Below are 18,570 nucleotides of genomic sequence, written 5' to 3' on the forward strand. Positions count from 1 at the left end.
AATGATAATAAAATAATGAGAGGTATCCAAAATGACCTTATTTAAAACTCTTAGGCTCAATGTATTCATATGCTTAAGTTTAGCGGCTTGGACGACTGCCGCTATTGGTGCAGACAAGTCCGATAGGCCCCTAAATGTCGTGTTAGTATTGATTGATGACCTGAGCCATTACGGCGTCACAGCGTATGGGGCAAATCGCTTGCATAGCTACGATGGTGAGTTTACCAATAAAGAATTTTCTACGCCAAATATCGATGCGCTGGCTAAAGAGGGTCTACGGGCAGACTACGCGTATGCTTACCCAATTTGTGAAAATACGCGTATTGCATTTATGAGCGGTAAGCGGAATGATCGCAATTATCTGCGACCTAAAGCGCAACATCGTTCAGACATTACGTTCGGGGACGCCTTTAAAAAAGCGGGTTACGCGACGGGTTTATATGGCAAGTGGAAGCAAACACGTGGCAGTAAAGAAGTACCGGGTAAAGACTATATTTCAGAATTTGGATGGGACGATTATGCGGCTTTTGATGTCGTTACTGAGGGGCAACGTTTTATTAACCCCAACTTGGTCATTAACGGTGAAGTACACAATTACAACGGCCGAAGCGACCTAGATCCAGAAACAGGCCGCAGATGGTATGGCCCTGATATCGTCAATCGTCATGCCTTAACGTTTATTGAAGAGAACAAAGATAAACCTTTCTTTTTGTACTACCCGATGATTCTGGTACATGACGACCATAAACCGACACCGGATACCAAGCCAAACAGTATTTTTGATAACTTCTCGGAAAAAGCGGAGTACCACAATAAAGGTGGTGATGATCGCGAGTATTTTCCGGATATGATCGAATATATGGATAAACTGATTGGCAACGTTGTTAAAAAGCTTGAAGAAGAAGGGGTACGTGATAACACACTTATTGTTGTGATGGGGGATAACGCGACGAAAGAAACGTTTGGACACGTCTTGCCTGATGACACTATTTACCCTGGGCGAAAAGGTGGAAATGCTGACAATGGTATTCATGTGCCTTTAGTCTTGAATTACCCAAATGGAATACCTAGTAACGGAGGTACAGGTTATCGGACATATGATGGATTAGTTAATTTAACAGACATATACCCAACGATTGCTGAAGCAGCCGGCGTTCCATTACCTGACGCCAAAAACGTCGATGGCATGAGTTTCTGGAAGCAAGCGATCGGCGCTTCTAAAGAACACCATCGAGATTACATTTATACTTGGTTCATTGGCAACGATACCTACAAAACGAATGACGTCTTGAGTTATGCATTTACCAAGCATTTTAAACGTTATGCGCCAGACGTTGACTTTCCTAAGGGGCGTTTTTTTGATTTACGAACTGATTTGTTAGAGCGAAAAGGAAAGAAAGTAGTTAAGAAAAAGTGGGGAATTTTGCAATATAGCGGCCTTGAGATAAATGCACTTACTGATGAGCAACGCCAAGCGTATGATTATCTAGGTGCATTGTTAGATGATCATAAAATTACCAATGTCAATGATTTGCAAATTGAGCCTCTCGATAGCTACACACTTAAGCAGGGTAAGGTTAAGCAGCTCATCGCGCAAGCTTTTCCAAGTTATGCGCAACGACAAGGCCTTGTGTGGCATTCAAGTGATACAAGTGTCGCGACCATAAACAAGTTTGGCGAATTAAAAGCTCATACGCCTGGTAAAGTAACGATCAGTGTTTTTTCTTGGGATGATGCGGAACCTTTGTCAGCTAATAAGCCGGAAACGTTCAGGACGTCAGGTATTAGTGATAGCGTTAGTATTGAGGTCTTACCATAATACGCTATAACTTGTTTTGAAACATGAGCAGTAATGCTAGTGCTCTCAGGTTCACTGCATTACTGCTCATGCACAAAACGTACACACATTTCGCTCTGTCCATGAGCTTCAACTACTATCGATGACTATAAAAAGCAAGGTTTTCATTCTGCTATACAATTTGGATTGCAGGTGAAACGGCTTGTTGCTCTGCATTCGCTATTATAGCTTTAGCAGGTTGCATGCCACTAATCTAAGTTTTTGATTTTGCTAATTTAAATTTTGATTATGACATTTTTGTTACGAAGAGCGTAAAAAAAATGGACAGTGGTTAAAGGAGGTCTTGGATTCACTATGTGGGTGTCTCTTAAAAGTGAATTAGTCTTTCTAAAAAGTACAATTATACAGGTAGATTTTGAAACGTAAAAAGGGTGCTATGAAAGCACCCTTAACGAGCTAAAAGTAGGGTGTAATATTATTTACTAATTTTTAATACTTGCGCGTAATTAGATGGGGAGGCGGCTGGCAAGGTGACAACCAGTCCTTCTGGTGTTTGTTCGAAATTTAAAGGTGCATCATGCCCAATTAAACTTACATTCGATATCGTCTCTGGGTAATTAACGCCATTAATTGTCCGAATAGTAACGTTTTCTTCATTGCCAGGCCAAGCCATCATTATAGCGTATAGCGTATCGCCATTTTTGGTAAAACGAACGTCTTTTTCATTGAAGTCTTTACGGTGTTTTTCACCATCATTCGAATGCGTGCCATCCAATACTTCAGTTGGCCCTTCACCAAACGTTACCCAAGGACGAGTATCGTATATTGATTCGCCGTTTAGTTTTAACCAACTGCCAATCTCTCTGAGTAAATCTATTTCTGCCTGTGGAATGGTGCCGTCAGACTTGGGTCCAATGTTAAGTAGCATCGAACCATTTTTACTTACAATATCAATTAGGTCGTCTACTAAAGAGTTTGCATCTCTGTACTGGTGATTTGTCACATATCCCCAAGACGTTTTACTTACTGATGTGTCAGTTTGCCAGAAGTGTTCGTAAGTATCTGACATCTGACCGCGTTCAATATCCAATACTGCAGAGCCAGGTTTATATGAACGGAAGTCGCCCAAGTCTTTATAGTTGAGCGCAGGCATGCGATCCCACTTTGACCCTTCATTATAAAAATAACTAGTAAATAGTTTTACGTGCTCATGGAAAGGCTCAGATGCCATCCACCAATCAAACCATATGAGATCTGGCTCGTACTTGTCGACAATCTCAACGGTGCGAAGTAACCAATCATCCATGAACTCTTTGGTTGGCGGCGTTTTACCAGCTTCTGAGGTTTCACGGCTTACTGCCGGGCCATATAAATCGCGATATGCATCGTCTTGTACATCAGATGGAAAGTCTCTACCACCTGCAAAAAACCACCAGTTTTCAGCTCTGTGACTTGATAAACCAAAATATATACCGGCTTTTTCAGAGGCTACTTTTAATTCGCCAATCACGTCCCGTTTGGGGCCCATTTCAACAGAGTCCCAACGAGTATAACTGTTGTCATACAACGAAAATCCGTCATGATGTTCCGCTACTGGCACGATGTATTTAGCGCCAGCATCTTTTACGACTTTTAGCCAATCATCCGCGTTAAAGTTTTCCGCTTTAAATTGTGGGATAAAGTCTTTGTAGCCAAACTTGTCTTGAGGGCCAAATTTTTCTTGATGATATGTATATTCTTCTTGATCTTGAAGATACATTTTCCGAGGGTACCATTCACCATTGTGCGCTGGCACAGAGTAAGCTCCCCAGTGAATGAATATGCCAAACTTCGCATCATGGTACCAACTCGGGATTTCATAATCAGTAAATGAATCCCATGAAGGTTTGAATGGACCAGCATTCGCCACACTTTTTATTTGGGTCAATTTTTCCGCTGCAGCCTCAGCTGAGGTATTCGTACTTTGTATGGATGTTTGGTTACTATCTGTGGGTTTTCCGCACCCTGCTAGTACGGCGGAAACCCCTAGGGCTATTAAGGTATATTTTAGTTGAGACTGTTTAATCATGGGCTCGTTTCTTGTAGGTTTCTATATTCATTTACAACTATACTGCGATTTACTCATGCTAGGCAATAACAATTTATATATAAAAATTGAAATCCTTTAACAATTGTATTTGCAAATTCGTATAACAAACAAAACGGTGTGGTTGTTTAACCGTCAGCGAAATGGATGGCTAATTTTTATAAGTGCATATTCTATATGGGTTTAATGGGGTGATGGTGGTACTTATAATGCCTTTGGTTTACAAGATGTTATTATAATGTTTGGTTGGATATATAAAAAATAGTAATCATATATAAATGTTAACATTTTGATTGTTTTGCGGTAACCTTATCACTGGTTTTACCTTCCATTGTCGAGGTTTGGTTATCGAGATAGTTATGCGAATAAATCAGACTATGAAAAGTAAAAATAGTAAGGTGAGTAACATGCTTTTTAGCTTTAAAATGAAGCAAATAATTAGGGAATATTATCAATGAAATCAATCCTGTTTGGCATGGTGAAGTGCCTAGTCGTTATTGCCTTGTTTTCGGAATTATCTGAGGCGAAATCTGCCAGTCATTCGAGTATTGAGCAATGGGAAGTGATTGATATTCGCTTACAAAGCAAGATTCTCCCAGAGAACCCTTACAAGACTAATATTTGGGCAACGTTTACACATAAAACGTCGGGAAATACAAGACGCGTGCCGTTGGTGTTTAACGGAGACAATGAATGGTTGTTGAGGTTTTCGGCGTCTACGACTGGCGAGTGGGCGTATGAAATTGAGGCGAATGCACTTGCGCTAAATGAAAGTACTGGTGAGGTAGATGTCGTTAAAAATGCAGACCCATCAAATAAAGGCGCTATGGTATTAGGTAAGAAGCCTCAGACCTTTAGTTATGAAGATGGTAGTGATTATTTTCTTGTGGGCTTTGAGTTAGATTGGCTATTTGCGCTAGATTACAAGAGTAATGAAGGCTTACCCAAAAGCGAACATATGTTATCGCGCTTACAAACGCATGGATTTAATCATATTGTAATGAATATTTATGCGCATGATGTTAGTTGGAAAAAAGATCCTAAATTAGCTAAGTTTCCTGAACATGAGTTTGGCGGTGATCAAGATATATTCCCTTTTTTAGGTAGCAATGAAAATCCAGATTTTAGCAGACTCAATATTGAATTTTTTAAGAAGTTTGATCGTACAATGCACCTATTGCACGACAAGCGCATGGTTGCGCACTTAATGATTTATGTCTGGAATAAAATGGTTAGCTGGCCAGATATGAATACACCTGAAGACAATATGTATTTTGACTATGTGGTTAAACGTTATTCTGCGTTTCCTAATGTTGTGTGGGACATATCTAAAGAAGCTCTTTTTTACGGGCGCGCAGATGAGGCCTACATTAAAAATAGAATCGAACGCCTGCGAGGCATGAATTCGTTTGACCGTTTAGTGACTGTGCATGATTATAAATATTGTAGCAAGTATCCTGAGCAAGTTGACTTTATATCTACGCAAGACTGGGGCTATGATATTTATAATCGGATGTTGAACGTACGTAAACGCTTTCCAGATAAAGTGATTTATAATATTGAGCACGGTGGGTACGAAGCGTCCCCATATTTAGTTTTTCCAGGTGATTACGTTGACCCTGAGGTATCTGTAAGACGCAATTGGCATACTTTATTTGCTGGTGTTTACAGTACTTATTATTGGCAAGCCAGTTCTTGGAACGTAATCATTTATAATCCATTTGAACAACCAGAAGATTTTATTAAACCTCGATGGGATTATTTCACGCACTTAAGTTACTTTTTTAAACAATACCCATTCGATGAGTATGTGCCTGTACCTGGAAAAAATGGTTCAGGGATGACCTTACACAATCCTGAAGATGATAGCTATTTGGTATACGTATCAAAAGACAATTATCAAATGTCACGCCTAAATTGGATCTTAACGCCAAGTAAAGAGCGTCCGCAAAGGAACCTACAATGGTTTAATACATTAACTGGAGAAATGTCTCCTATTTCAAAAATTGAAAAGTCTCAATTGTTTATATCCCCGTGGCGAGGGACAGCTGATGCTGTGCTTATTGCTACTGTTGCAGAGAAATAAAAATGACAAAAACGTCTTCTAAACCAGTGTTGCCTTTATCTTTAGCATCGCTTCCACAAGTGTCTGAATTGGGTGCAAATGTGCCTGACTATAGAATAAATAAAACAAGTAAAAATGGCATTGTACATCTAGGCCCTGGGGCATTTTTTCGAGGCCATCAAGCTTGGTATACCCATAAGGTGATGGAAAAGTTTGGTGGTGATTGGGGGATAACTGCGGTATCAATGCGCTCTGCAGGAGTAAAGGAGGCGCTGCAACCACAAGATGGTTTGTATAGCCTAGTAGAGTTGGATAAGAATATATCTCATGACATTGTCGGGTCGATTACTGACGTATTAGTGCTTGGGCAAGATTATGACAAATTGCTGAATACGTTAACGTCTCCAGATACGCATTTTGTGACAATGACGATTACGGAGAAAGGTTACTGTCTGGATGCTGCCGGTATGTTAGATAAAAAACACCCCGACATCATTCATGATCTCTCTGACAGCAAGGTTAAAACCTCTGCGATAGGCTTGCTTAGTAAAGCCTTAGAGTTAAGGTTTTTATCAGGCACGGCGCCATTTTGTGCTGTTAGTTGTGATAATTTGACGGATAACGGTAAAAAACTTAAGCAGGCACTTGTCGTTTATACAGCGACATATAATTTAGCGCTATCAGATTGGTTGGATGAATATTTTATATGCCCATCAACCATGGTCGATAGTATTACGCCGGCAACTGACGACGCTCTGCGAAAAATGGTAGCTGATGACTTTAATGTAAAAGACAACTGGCCAATTAAGCGTGAATCATTTGTTCAATGGGTAATTGAAGATTGTTTGCCAGAGCATCGACCAGCATGGGATCGCGTTGGCGCGATACTTACTAACGATGTACATGGTTTTGAAGCGGCTAAACTTCGTTTGTTAAACTGCCCGCATAGCACGCTAGCTTATCTTGGTGTTCTTATGGGCATTGAGACGGTATTTGATGCAATGCAGCACACTGGCCTCGTTGCATTTATTACTGACTTAATGGATTCAGAAATTATTCCTTCGCTGACGCCACCTAAAGAACTCAATCCAACTTCCTATAGTCGAGATATTTTAGATCGTTTTAGAAACCCGACAGTCAAACATTTACTTAGTCAGATCGCTTGGGATGGTTCGCAGAAATTACCGATGAGAATTTTGCCTATTATTCAATCTAATTTGACAGACGAACGAGAAATTCGACGACTCTGTTATGGTATTGCGGCGTGGATATTATTTGTCAGACATAGATATACTACAGGAGAAGAGCTTGTTGATCCGCTTGCAGCCCAATTGTTAGAGCGAGCATCTCAATGCAATGATGATGCAGAAAATGATGTCAGCTTATTTTTAGATTTAGGGGCCATATTTCCTGATTTATTGAATAAGTCTGGGTTGTTTAAACAAACACTTGTTCAGGTATACGCTAAGTTGGTGCCGCTACTAAAGTCATCAGAATACGTATGGTTTTAAGCATAATTTCATTTGAGTGACTAACTCAAGCCTAGCGGATACAAAAAAGCCAGCACATAAACGAGCTGGCTTTTTTTGTATAACATGCAGCCTAAAGTATTTTAGTGTGCATTCGCGTGTTTTTTGCGGAGCCTTAAAAGACCTAGTGCAGATAATATCAAAAGGGATGCAGTTGCTGGTGTTGATGCTGCTATTGGCTCATTGACAGTAACGTCGAGAATAGAGAGGTTGGCAAAGTTAATTGAATCGACAAACGATGTACCAGTACTAAACACAGTCGATTCAAAGAATCCAGAAAACGCTAAAGAGTCTCCACTGGCGACTGACATGGTAAATTCAAATGTGCCGTCATCTGTTTCAGGGGCTTGATTAAGATTGGACGTTACTGATGCTTCAAAAATATTCCCGCCCATATCGTCAATACTAAATAGCGCATCAGCAATTGCGTCATCAACCGTTACATCTTCAACTTCTGCGAAGGCAAACATAGAATATTCAAAGCTAAATACAATATCTACTGCTGCAGCTAGCATATTATCTATGGTGACATCAAAGTCATAACGGGCATAATCGAAGTCTATTTCAGTATCCACGCCGTTTAGTGCGCTTGATACGAATAAAACGTCATTTACATTACCGCTAATCGGGTTGCTACCGGTAACCGTGCCATTATCTACAAATGAAGCATTTGCGCCAATACCGAATATATCTTCTTGGGTAGCATCTACAATGAAAGAACTAGCTTCGTCATACTCAATGCTGCCATTAACACTTAGACCACTCGGAAGCATGATAGGCATAGCAGACGCTGCACCCGCGGTAAGAAGGCAAGCACCAATAATGGTAGATCTACCAAATCCTTTAATAAATTTCATTTTTCATTCACATATAAAAGTTGTTAATTGTTTATAAATATTTTTGGCAAGATATTCAAGTCTTTTCAGTATTATTATTACGTTCTTTTTAGATTTTTCCACTAATAACACCAATTAAGCAAAACGATATGGCCTTGAGTTACCGATTTAACAGCAGATCTATCTTATCTTATTGAATAATTTATATATGCGCTTATACATAATGGAATTCAAATTGTAAGTTACATTTATTGCATTACACACAATGTTGATTTGTAAAGGATTTGTCTCTTTATATGACATAAACATTTATGTAAATTTTATTAAACAAATAATTTACATTGCCAAATAAATCTGCAATTATTTAAAAATCATATTTAAATATTAAAATTGAACTATGAAAAATAAAAAGCATGTGTTAACTTATCTTTCGTGTGCAATGAGTAGTTTGTTGGCAGGGATGCCACTAACTGCTTTTGCTGAATCGACCTCTCTTACTATAGACCTATCTAAGCAACACTACATTGGTGCAAACTCTGAAATTCAGAGAAATAAGTTTTTTAATCTACACACCCGACCAGGGGATCCTGGCACTGCTGAAATTGATCTTCTATACATAAAAAACGAATTGAACGCAGGTTTTGGGCGTTTGTTTTGGGGACCCATGTCTGTTGCTGGCAGTGTAGATTATCCAAGCACGGAATTTGCGATTACCAATGGGCCTGACAATATTACGAATATTGAAAGTGCTTGGTCTTACCCATACTATTCAAAAAGAGTGGTAGCCACTGAGCATCCTCGCACGGTCATGTTAGAAGGCAATGATCCTGTGAAAGGTGCTCGTTGGGCGGCAGATTATTTTGAACATTATTTTAATGATGAAACTCGGCCGCTATTTTACGAGCCAATGAACGAACCATTTGTACATGCGGATGATTTTGTTGATGGTCCATGGGATCCGGTGGCGAACGCCGCAGTGCAACGTCAAATGACACGATGGTTTGACGAAATTGGTCGCGAATTTGATGCTAGAGGATTAGAAACGCAAGTTGTTGGGTTTTCTTCGGCATGGCCATCATTTGAATTGAATGACTTTGGTCATTGGGAATCGCGTCAAAAGATGTTTATGGATAATGCGGGCGACAACATGGACGCATTCTCATTTCATTTATACGATGGCGTAAACGTAACTGGACAAGATAATATTCGTTCAGGCAGTAACGCCGATGCCATTATCGATATTATTGAAACATACAGCCATATTAAATGGGGAGAAGTAAGACCACATGCGTTAACAGAATATGGTGGTATCGTGCAAGGTTTCCCTGACGAATATAGCCCTGAAAAGAGTTCACAAGAACTACGATCCTATAACCATATTTTATTTTCATTGTTAGAGAGAGAAGACCGTTTGCTTACTTCTGTGCCATTTATCACTGGCGCTGCGCAATGGTATTATCAAGCAAATAACTTTAACCCGTATTCAGCAACAGTATTTAGGCCTGACCCCGACAAGATTATTGCTGGAAAGGTAAATGGTTTATTACCGACTGAAAAAGCCAAGTTTTTCCTATTATGGTCTGACGTAAAAGGTAAACGTATTGTTGTCGACGAAACAGATCCTGATTTAGTTGTACAAGCGTTTAATTATGGCGACACAGTATATTTAGCTTTGAACAATTTTGAAGATGGCGAGAAAGTCGTAAATCTAGACTTTATTGCGTCGTCTAACGTGTTGGAGTCAGTCAGAATTAAGCGTTTAGTTGTGCCTGAAAATTTGGCGGCTATATACACTGATGAAACGGATGATATCGCACCAACAAGTCTAACAATGGCTGCACATGAAACCGCCGTATTAGCATTTAAGTATAGTGATAACATTAGTCAAGATGAAGTTGTACGAACATCTTCATATTATTCTGATACTTATCTTCAAGCAATCGTTGCAGACTCGACTGTACAGTTCAATTTTACTGATGTGCTCACTGAACAAAATAGTTTGAGCTTTGCTGACGCAATGGCGGCGACGATTCCATTTGACCAGTCCGCTGTGGATGCCATTGCATCGCCTAACGTTAAACGTTATGCCGCGATAATGAAAAGTTATGACCGGTCGTTTGCCCGCATTTTAGCTAAGTATCCAGATAATTGGGAATCGTCTAGTGATTTCCTGCGTTTGGCGGCTAGGGTTGAGCGTTCGAGTGCCGCAAAAGAAGCACTGCAATATCATTATTCTCAGCATGGATACAACGATAGCGACGGCATTGCCATGATTAAAATGGGTATTGCGCGTAAACATGACAAATCGAAGCAACCAAAGTTAGTGTTTAACGGCCACACAATTGGAGTACCCAACGATTGGAAAGGATACGACCAAGCGCCAAGAGACGATTTCTTTGGCACTATTGAAGTCCCTGTGCCGGCAAAATTTGTGAAGCATAATCACAATACCGTTGACATTACATTTAGTGATACACAAGGGCAAGTTAGCTCAGTGATATTGGAAGTAGATGTCCCTGAGCCTATTCAACATGTTGCGGTAGATGCCGTAGAAATGGAAAAAACCTACTTAAGCATCAATAAAGACAAACCATTTCGCTTAAATGCTACGGCACTACCAGCGGCAGCAACAAACAAGTTTTTACTTTGGTCTTCTAGTGATGCCAGCGTCGCAACGGTCAATAATGACGGTATTGTCACGCCTGTATCTCCAGGTGATGTAAGTATTACAGCAACCAGTTACGACGGTGGTCACAGTGGTGTAACTGAACTGACAATACGAGATCAACTGACGGTGAGAAATACTGTTGTTGTGACGACTGACATATCTGAAATTGATCCCACTAACGCGCTTACCTTAGATTTGGACTATTCAACAGATATTCCTCGTGATGTGACGTTTGAGCTTAGATCGCCAACAAACGAATGGATGGGCTTGGCGCGTGCAACCGTTGCTGAAGGGGATGGTACTGTACAAATTACGCTGAACTTTGCAGAAGATTTACCTTCTGGTAATAACTATCGTCTGATTGCAGCATTGCGCTCGGTTGGCGGGGATTGGCGCACAGGTGTCGATAGCCACGTATTTAACTTTAATGTGCGTTCTCCCTATACACCACCAGAACCAGAAGAAGGCAATTTATTTGTTGACAATGGTGGGTTTGAACGCGGTGATTTAGGTGATTGGACTTTAACATATGGATCGACTGGTCTTGCGAAGGTCAAAGAAGAAGCAGCAAGAACTGGACGTTTTGGTGTAGAGTTTGATGCGACAGATGGTGCAATTGGCATTGTCATGGATCAAACGGTTTTACCGACTGATATTATGCAGCCAGATAAACTATACAAACTATCGTTTTGGTTAAAACGTACAACACCTTCTGACCAAACATCTGGCCCGTGGGCTGGGGGTTTTACCCAATTCGTGAATAATACCGATGGCTTTAAGACATCTGGGCAACAATGGTATGGCGGCACTAATGTGGGTGAATGGTTCTTGGTTGAAAAAGAGTTTACGGGGCAAGATTGGCCTGAAGTCGGTACTTTTATCGAGATCAACTTACGTACAGCGGGCAATACTTGGTATGCAGATGATTTCAAATTGGAAGACATTACGCCTGAGCCTCAAGCGCCAGAAAATCTATTGGGAGAGAATGCAGATTTTGAATATGGTAATTTAGACAATTGGCAGATGGTTTTTGGTTCTACCGGAACAATTGACGTTATTGCTGATGCGGCCAAAGATGGTAACTACGGTGCTCGTTTAGATACGACCGATGGGCGTATTGGTATATTCGTCGATCACACGATATTACCAGATGATGTCATGCAAGCAGGTAAAACGTACCGTTTATCGTTTGATATGAGAAGGGTGTCAGGTACTGGTTGGGCTGGCGGTTTTGCACACTTTACGAATAATACTGGCGAGTATGTGCGAAGCCCTCAAGGTCCTTGGCATGGCACGACAAGTGTTGGAGAATGGATCGCAGTAGAAAAAATCATCGAAGGCATTGTTGATTGGCCTGAAAGTGGCACCTTCATTGAGCTTAATATGGTGACACAAGGAGACGGTCATGTGTGGGATATTGATAATGTTGTGCTTAATGATATAAGCGAGATTGATGAGTAGGGAGTAGAGGCTCACGTGTAATTTACCTGTAAATAGCTGTATTTATGAGCTATTTGCTGGTGAATTAATGTTTGTTATTAACAAATGATATAGATAAATGTCGACATATTACTAAAACTCGTTAATATTAAGCTGCTAAAAGCTATGCTGCTAAATTACATATGTTGTAAAAACGATGACAGGTAGCATATATCTACATTAGAAAATAAAAGTAAAATTACAGGAAATACAATGAGTCTGTCGTCTTCAGAGAAGAAATATTCTGCACCTGCATTGGAAAAAGGTTTAGATATACTTGAATTATTATCTAAGGACTCTTCACCACAAAGCACATCTTCTATTGCTGAACGTCTTGGTCGATCTAACGCTGAAATTTACCGAATGATTTTAGTATTAGAGCAACGAGGTTACATTGAAAAGAGTGAAGACACTGATGGGTATCAGGTAACGCGTAAGTTGCTTCAATTGGGTACCGAACATGAACCAATTAAAGATATATTGGAGTATGCGCAGCCAATAATGAGAGAGTTAGCCGAGAAAACAAGTATGTCTTGTCATATAGCGGTGGAGTCTCAAGAGCAGATAGTGGTTATTTCTCGTGTCGAGACGCCCAGTAATTTGTCATACTCAGTGAGAGTAGGGTATAGACGGCCAATTGTTAACGCTGCCTCAGGTCGAGTACTATTTTCTAGCCAACCGACAACCAAAAAAGAATCTATGATAAAGACCTTGTCTAAGCATCATAGCGATGACGAAATCCAAGTGTTTATTAAAGAATGTAAAAAAGTATCTAAACAGGGATATTTTAGAGCACCGAGTGCTTTCGTAATGGGAATTACGGATTTGTCATGCCCGATTATAGATACTGATCACGCGGTAGCTGCGCTAACCATTCCATATATTCAACGAGATCCTGAGTTAATGGGTATAGAGGAAGTATTAGATGAACTACGCAGCGCAGCGAACGATATTTCTAAAGCGTTAACTTATGGCATTGTTCGTAAGCTTTAGGTGCTGTTTACGAATGAATGTTGTTTAATGCTATTCGCTAGTCGTTTACTAATAAGTGCTTACTCGTCACATTGATTTGCAGGCGCTTTGTTTCATGTGAGCCCTGCAATAGTCATAATATTGTTATTCGATAGAAGCTTCGGCACACAATTAAATATTGTCATTTGTTGCTACATCAGCGACTTTTACTGCAGTAAATTTACAATTCTTTTTCATTTCAGGACTATTTCATTTACCTAGAAAATCCCCATTCATTAATTTTGTTTTTTATTGGAATCGTAAAATAATCATTGCGAAGTTTTAAGTGTTTGTTATTTATACATAAAATATTTTTATTATGTGCTTTATTAATATTCTTAAACATATATTACAAGTAAATATAAAAAATATATTTTACATACAAAAATAACGCTCGATTTTTGTCTTATAAATGCTATGATTTCATTGTTAGCGTGCATCGAAGTGCGTTTAAGCTTTGGGGGTCTTCCATAAAATGAAAACTATTGTGTGTATCGAGCCAGGAGTGCTTGAACAACGAGTGGTTGAAAAACCATCTGCTCACGCAGGTGAGGTATTAGTTAAAATTCGTTCAATTGGCGTATGCGGCACCGATATTCATGCATTCGGTGGCAATCAGCCATATTTTCAATATCCAAGGGTACTAGGGCATGAATTATCCGGTGTTATCGACGCGGTCGGCGAGGGCGTTGATTTACCCATAGGTGCGTCTGTTTACATTATTCCTTATATTCATTGTGGTAAGTGTGTTGCTTGCCGTAAAGGTAAAACAAATTGTTGCACCGACATTGAAGTACTAGGTGTGCATCGTGACGGTGGTATGGCTGAATATTTAACGGTACCAAGTTCAGCTGTTGTGGTCACTGATGGCCTTGATTTTAATGACATGGCAATTGTAGAGTGTTTAGCGATTGGCGCCCACGCAGTGCGTCGTGCTGATATCGGACCTGAAGATACTGTGTTTGTTCAGGGGGCTGGACCAATCGGTATTGGTGCTGCTCAGTTTGCGAAATCTACGGGTGCTAAGGTTATCATTTCCGATATCCTTGAAGAAAAACTAGCCTTTTGCAAAGACGAGTATGGTTTGGATGGTGTTGTAGATGCGACCAAGGATATCCACCAACAATTGTCTGACCTTACTGACGGTGAATTTCCTTCTGTTATCATGGATTGCACGGGAAATGTGCATGCGATGGAATCTACTTTTACTAATTTGGCGCATGGCGGAAAGATAGTTTTCGTAAGCGTTATCAAAAAACAAATTTGTTTTTCTGATCCTGAGTTTCATAAAAGGGAAACCACGTTAATTGGCAGCAGAAATGCTACTGTTGAAGACTTTGAACATGTTGTACAGTCACTAAAAGATGGCAAGGTTAAAAGTGGTGCTTTAATTACGCATACTGGTAAATTTAGTGAGTTTGTTGATTTATTTCCTCTATGGGCAAACCCTGATTCAGGCGTGATCAAAGCTGTTATAGAAATGGATATATAACTTAAAAATACTGATATATAAATGGATGTAACATGAGAGTCGATGCACATCATCACTTATGGGAATACCAAGCGAAAGACTATGCTTGGATTGGTGAAAATGAACGTGTATTAATGCACGATTTTTTACCAAACGACCTAAAACATACATTAGAGCAATCCAATATTGAGGCAAGTGTCGCAGTTCAAGCCCGTCAGAGTTTGGATGAAACACGCTGGTTAATAAAGCTGGCGGAGGATAGCGAACTTATAAAAGGTGTTGTTGGCTGGGCAGATCTTCGTTCTGAACACTTGACTGATACATTACAAGAATTTAGACAAAACAAATGTCTTAAGGGCTTCAGGCATGTAGTTCAAGATGAGGCTGATCCGAGATTTATGCTATCAGCTGAGTTCATTCGTGGTTTGTGCATTCTATATGAACAGAACTATGCATATGATATTTTGGTTTTTGCAAAACAACTTCCCCAATGCATAGAATTACTGCCTCAGCTCCCAAAAGATATGCGTATTGTCGTAGATCATATTGCAAAACCAGAAATAAAAAATGCGACAAATATTGAAAGCTGGCAAGTGGGCATGAAAGCCTTAGCGGCGCATAAAAATGTATTCTGTAAATTGTCGGGGATGGTGACCGAAGCGAGTCATGACGATTGGACAGTAGCGCAATTAATCCCCTATATAGAACATGTATTTAAGGTATTTGGGCCTGAGCGTATTATGTTTGGCTCTGATTGGCCTGTTTGTTTATTGGCCGCGAAGTATAAGACTGTGGTGAACATCGTCGAGCAATACATTACTGATAATTACCCAGCACACGTCGAAGATATTATGGGTGGCAATGCGGTGCGTTTTTATCAGTTGTCAGAAAGTTAATTGGTTGAGGAGTAGATATGCAATATCGCCAATTAGGCAAAACTAACCTTAAATTATCCACAGTTAGCTATGGTGCATCACCATTAGGTAGCGTGTTTCGCAACATCAGCGAAAAAGATGGTATTAAAACAGTGCATAAGGCACTTGATCTAGGTGTGAATTACATTGACGTGTCGCCATATTATGGTGCGACAGTCGCAGAAACCGTATTAGGGAAAGCGCTAAAAGGTATTTCGAGAGACAAGTATATTTTGTCTACTAAAGCTGGTCGCTACGGGCCGGATTTTCCTGATTTTGATTTTTCAGAAAAACGTATCAGACAAAGCCTTACCGAAAGTTGCAATCGACTCGGTGTAGATAACGTAGATATCTTATTTTTGCATGACATTGAGTTCGGTAACATGCAACAGGTTAAAGATGAAGCGTTACCCTGCCTACAAGCGTTAAAGGATGAAGGCCATATTCGTTATATTGGCGTTACAGGATATCCTTTAAAGGTATTTAGTGAATCTATAGAAGCGTTCGATATAGACTGTATATTGACTTATTGTCGACATGGATTGCATGACATATCGTTGAAAAACATTATCCCGAGCCTAGATGAGGCTGGTGTTGGAATTATCAACGCCTCCCCAACAGGAATGGGGCTATTAACTGAGCGAGGAGCGCCTGAGTGGCATCCTGGCAGTAAAGCATTACTTGATGCGAGTAAAAGAGCGGTGGCACTATGCGTATCTCAAGGCGTTGATCCTACAGCGCTTGCGTTACAATATGCAATGAATCACCCATCTATTGCGTCGACAGTTGTTGGTACCGCTAACCCACTTAATATTGAAAAAAATGTGAAATGGGCTGAAAACGCGTTAAATGTCGAACTGGCTGAGCAAGTAAGAAGAATATTCGCTGACGTAGATTGTACATGGTCCTCAGGGTATCCTGAAAACCAAGATTAGTGACGCTTTTAAGAATTAACAGGCCATCTAAAAAATGGCCTTTTTTTATGATATTAAAACTAAAGCGTGACGCCACTCTTCCAAATAGCGATTTCTCGATTGTCATTTTCTTCGTTGCGGGTCAAGCGACCTGAAGCAACATCTAAAATATAGCTAAATAAATCATTGGCGCATTCGTCAATGTTTTGTTGGGCGTCTAAAATTGCGCCAGCATTAAAATCTATCCAATGTCTTTTACGTGTCGCTAGGTCAGAATTTGAGGATATTTTTACCGTTGGTACTGGAAAGCCTAAAGGTGTGCCGCGTCCTGTTGTAAATAAGACCATGTTAGCGCCGGCTGCTGCTAATGCGGTTGAAGATACTGCATCATTGCCAGGTGCTTGAAGTAAGGTCAGCCCTCTACCGCCTGCAGTGGACTCTCCATAAGCAATAACTTCATTCACTTCTGCTTGGCCGCCTTTCTGAATGGCCCCTAATGATTTTTCCTCTAAAGTAGTTAAACCACCTGCTTTATTGCCCGGAGAAGGGTTTTCATAAATAGGTTGGTTATTTTTAATGAAGTAGTCTTTAAACTCTTGGACGAGAGCGACAATTTTATCATAGGTTACTTTTGAATTTGCGCGGTCCATGAGCACTTGTTCAGCACCAAACATTTCAGGCGTTTCAGTGAGTATTACTCGGCCACCATATTGTGTCAATTTATCTGAGATTCTACCCACTATGGCATTTGCTGTTAATCCGCTGAAGCCATCAGAACCACCGCATTTCATGCCCAAGGTCAGTTCACTTACAGGCACAGTTTCGCGTTTATCATCTGCCATTACTGCTAGTAATGCTTCAACATGGCGCATACCTTCTTCAATTTCGTCGTCTACTTGTTGAGAGTTGAAAAAACGAATGCGAGAAGTATCAAGACCATCAATACCATTGATAAATGCATCAAGTTGATTGTTTTCACACCCTAAGCCTATGACTAACACGCCGCCAGCATTTGGATTCAGTACTAAACTTTGCAAAACTTTTCGTGTGTTATTGAGATCGTCACCTAGTTGAGAGCAACCAAACGGGTGAGTTTGTGCAATGTAGTCATCTGCTTTTTCAGGGTAGGCTTTTTTACACATATCTGCTATACGGCGTGCAGCATTATTTACGCAACCCACAGTATTCACTATCCAAATTTCATTGCGAATGCCTACTTTGCCATTGCTACGCCGGTAGCCCTCAAACGTCGGCATGTTTGACAAGCTGTTAGTATCGACAAAATCTTGTTTAAATGTATAGGTTTCTGAACCATTGAGTTGAGTAGACAAATTATGACTATGAATATGTTCACCGATGGCTATGTCTTGTGTTGCCTTACCGATTGAAAAACCGTATTTGTAAACATGTTCATTTTTCTTAATATTGCAAATCGCAATCTTATGCCCAGCAGGCACGTCTTGTTTTAGTCTAAATGACTGAGCACTTGGCGATTCTGTATTAATCACCTCACCTGAAGATAGTGCGAATATAGACACTACAACGTTGTCATCGCTGTGAACTTTAAGGGTTTTTCGTGTAGCTTTATCGCTTTTTAACATTCTTTTTTGTTTCTATTTAAAAATGATTAATTATATATAAAAAATATAACATGTTTATACATTGCTTATCTATGACCATTTAGCAATATCAAATAACTCGACACCGAATGTAAATCAGTATATTGTAAAAGCAATGTTAAACGATGTAACATCTTTTTTGATTCTATATGTTTATATATAAAGTTAATAGAACAAAAA

The 18,570-nt window shown here is 40.0% G+C and carries 11 protein-coding genes; 8 read left to right on the top strand and 3 right to left on the bottom strand.

Annotation, left to right across the window (positions count from 1 at the left end; genetic code table 11):
- Nucleotides 1-31 precede the first annotated feature (31 nt).
- On the top strand, nucleotides 32-1,819 hold the full coding sequence (locus QQK00_RS03775) for a sulfatase-like hydrolase/transferase (protein WP_284216142.1): 1,788 nt from the start codon (nucleotides 32-34) through the stop codon (nucleotides 1,817-1,819).
- Between the two features lie 454 nt (nucleotides 1,820-2,273).
- Here the strand turns inward: QQK00_RS03775 and QQK00_RS03780 are convergent, their stop codons facing one another.
- Entirely contained in the window at nucleotides 2,274-3,866 is a 1,593-nt protein-coding gene (locus QQK00_RS03780; protein WP_284216143.1) for an alpha-L-fucosidase, read from the bottom strand.
- 472 nt (nucleotides 3,867-4,338) lie between these two features.
- Between QQK00_RS03780 and QQK00_RS03785 the strand changes: the two genes are divergently transcribed.
- Both QQK00_RS03785 and QQK00_RS03790 read left to right on the top strand, forming a co-directional pair.
- A complete protein-coding gene (locus QQK00_RS03785; RefSeq protein WP_284216144.1) occupies nucleotides 4,339-5,970 on the top strand; it encodes a DUF5060 domain-containing protein in 1,632 nt (543 codons plus the stop codon).
- Nucleotides 5,971-5,972: 2 nt separating this feature from the next.
- A complete protein-coding gene (locus QQK00_RS03790) occupies nucleotides 5,973-7,460 on the top strand; it encodes a mannitol dehydrogenase family protein (RefSeq protein WP_284216145.1) in 1,488 nt (495 codons plus the stop codon).
- A gap of 101 nt (nucleotides 7,461-7,561) precedes the next feature.
- Here QQK00_RS03790 and QQK00_RS03795 read toward each other — a convergent pair whose 3' ends face one another.
- Nucleotides 7,562-8,335 (bottom strand): hypothetical protein, encoded by a 774-nt coding sequence (locus tag QQK00_RS03795; RefSeq protein ID WP_284216146.1) that lies wholly within the window; start codon nucleotides 8,333-8,335, stop codon nucleotides 7,562-7,564.
- A 418-nt stretch (nucleotides 8,336-8,753) separates the two neighbouring features.
- Between QQK00_RS03795 and QQK00_RS03800 the strand changes: the two genes are divergently transcribed.
- From QQK00_RS03800 to QQK00_RS03820, 5 genes are all read left to right on the top strand, one after another.
- Nucleotides 8,754-12,443 carry an Ig-like domain-containing protein gene (locus QQK00_RS03800; protein ID WP_284216147.1) on the top strand — a complete coding sequence of 1,230 codons (3,690 nt, stop codon included), beginning with the start codon at nucleotides 8,754-8,756 and terminating at the stop codon, nucleotides 12,441-12,443.
- 231 nt (nucleotides 12,444-12,674) lie between these two features.
- Entirely contained in the window at nucleotides 12,675-13,454 is a 780-nt protein-coding gene (locus QQK00_RS03805) for an IclR family transcriptional regulator (protein ID WP_284216148.1), read from the top strand.
- A gap of 493 nt (nucleotides 13,455-13,947) precedes the next feature.
- The gene (locus QQK00_RS03810) at nucleotides 13,948-14,964 is read left to right on the top strand and encodes a zinc-binding alcohol dehydrogenase family protein (RefSeq protein WP_284216149.1); all 1,017 of its coding nucleotides are present in this window, start codon (nucleotides 13,948-13,950) and stop codon (nucleotides 14,962-14,964) included.
- Nucleotides 14,965-14,996: 32 nt separating this feature from the next.
- Nucleotides 14,997-15,839 carry an amidohydrolase family protein gene (locus QQK00_RS03815; protein WP_284216150.1) on the top strand — a complete coding sequence of 281 codons (843 nt, stop codon included), beginning with the start codon at nucleotides 14,997-14,999 and terminating at the stop codon, nucleotides 15,837-15,839.
- Nucleotides 15,840-15,856: 17 nt separating this feature from the next.
- On the top strand, nucleotides 15,857-16,792 hold the full coding sequence (locus QQK00_RS03820; protein ID WP_284216151.1) for an aldo/keto reductase: 936 nt from the start codon (nucleotides 15,857-15,859) through the stop codon (nucleotides 16,790-16,792).
- 59 nt (nucleotides 16,793-16,851) lie between these two features.
- Here QQK00_RS03820 and QQK00_RS03825 read toward each other — a convergent pair whose 3' ends face one another.
- Nucleotides 16,852-18,372, bottom strand: a complete 1,521-nt coding sequence (locus QQK00_RS03825; protein WP_284216152.1) for a UxaA family hydrolase — start codon at nucleotides 18,370-18,372, stop codon at nucleotides 16,852-16,854.
- Between the last annotated feature and the right edge of the window lie 198 nt (nucleotides 18,373-18,570).

This window comes from Agaribacter marinus (assembly GCF_030160655.1).
Classification (GTDB): domain Bacteria; phylum Pseudomonadota; class Gammaproteobacteria; order Enterobacterales; family Alteromonadaceae; genus Glaciecola; species Glaciecola marina.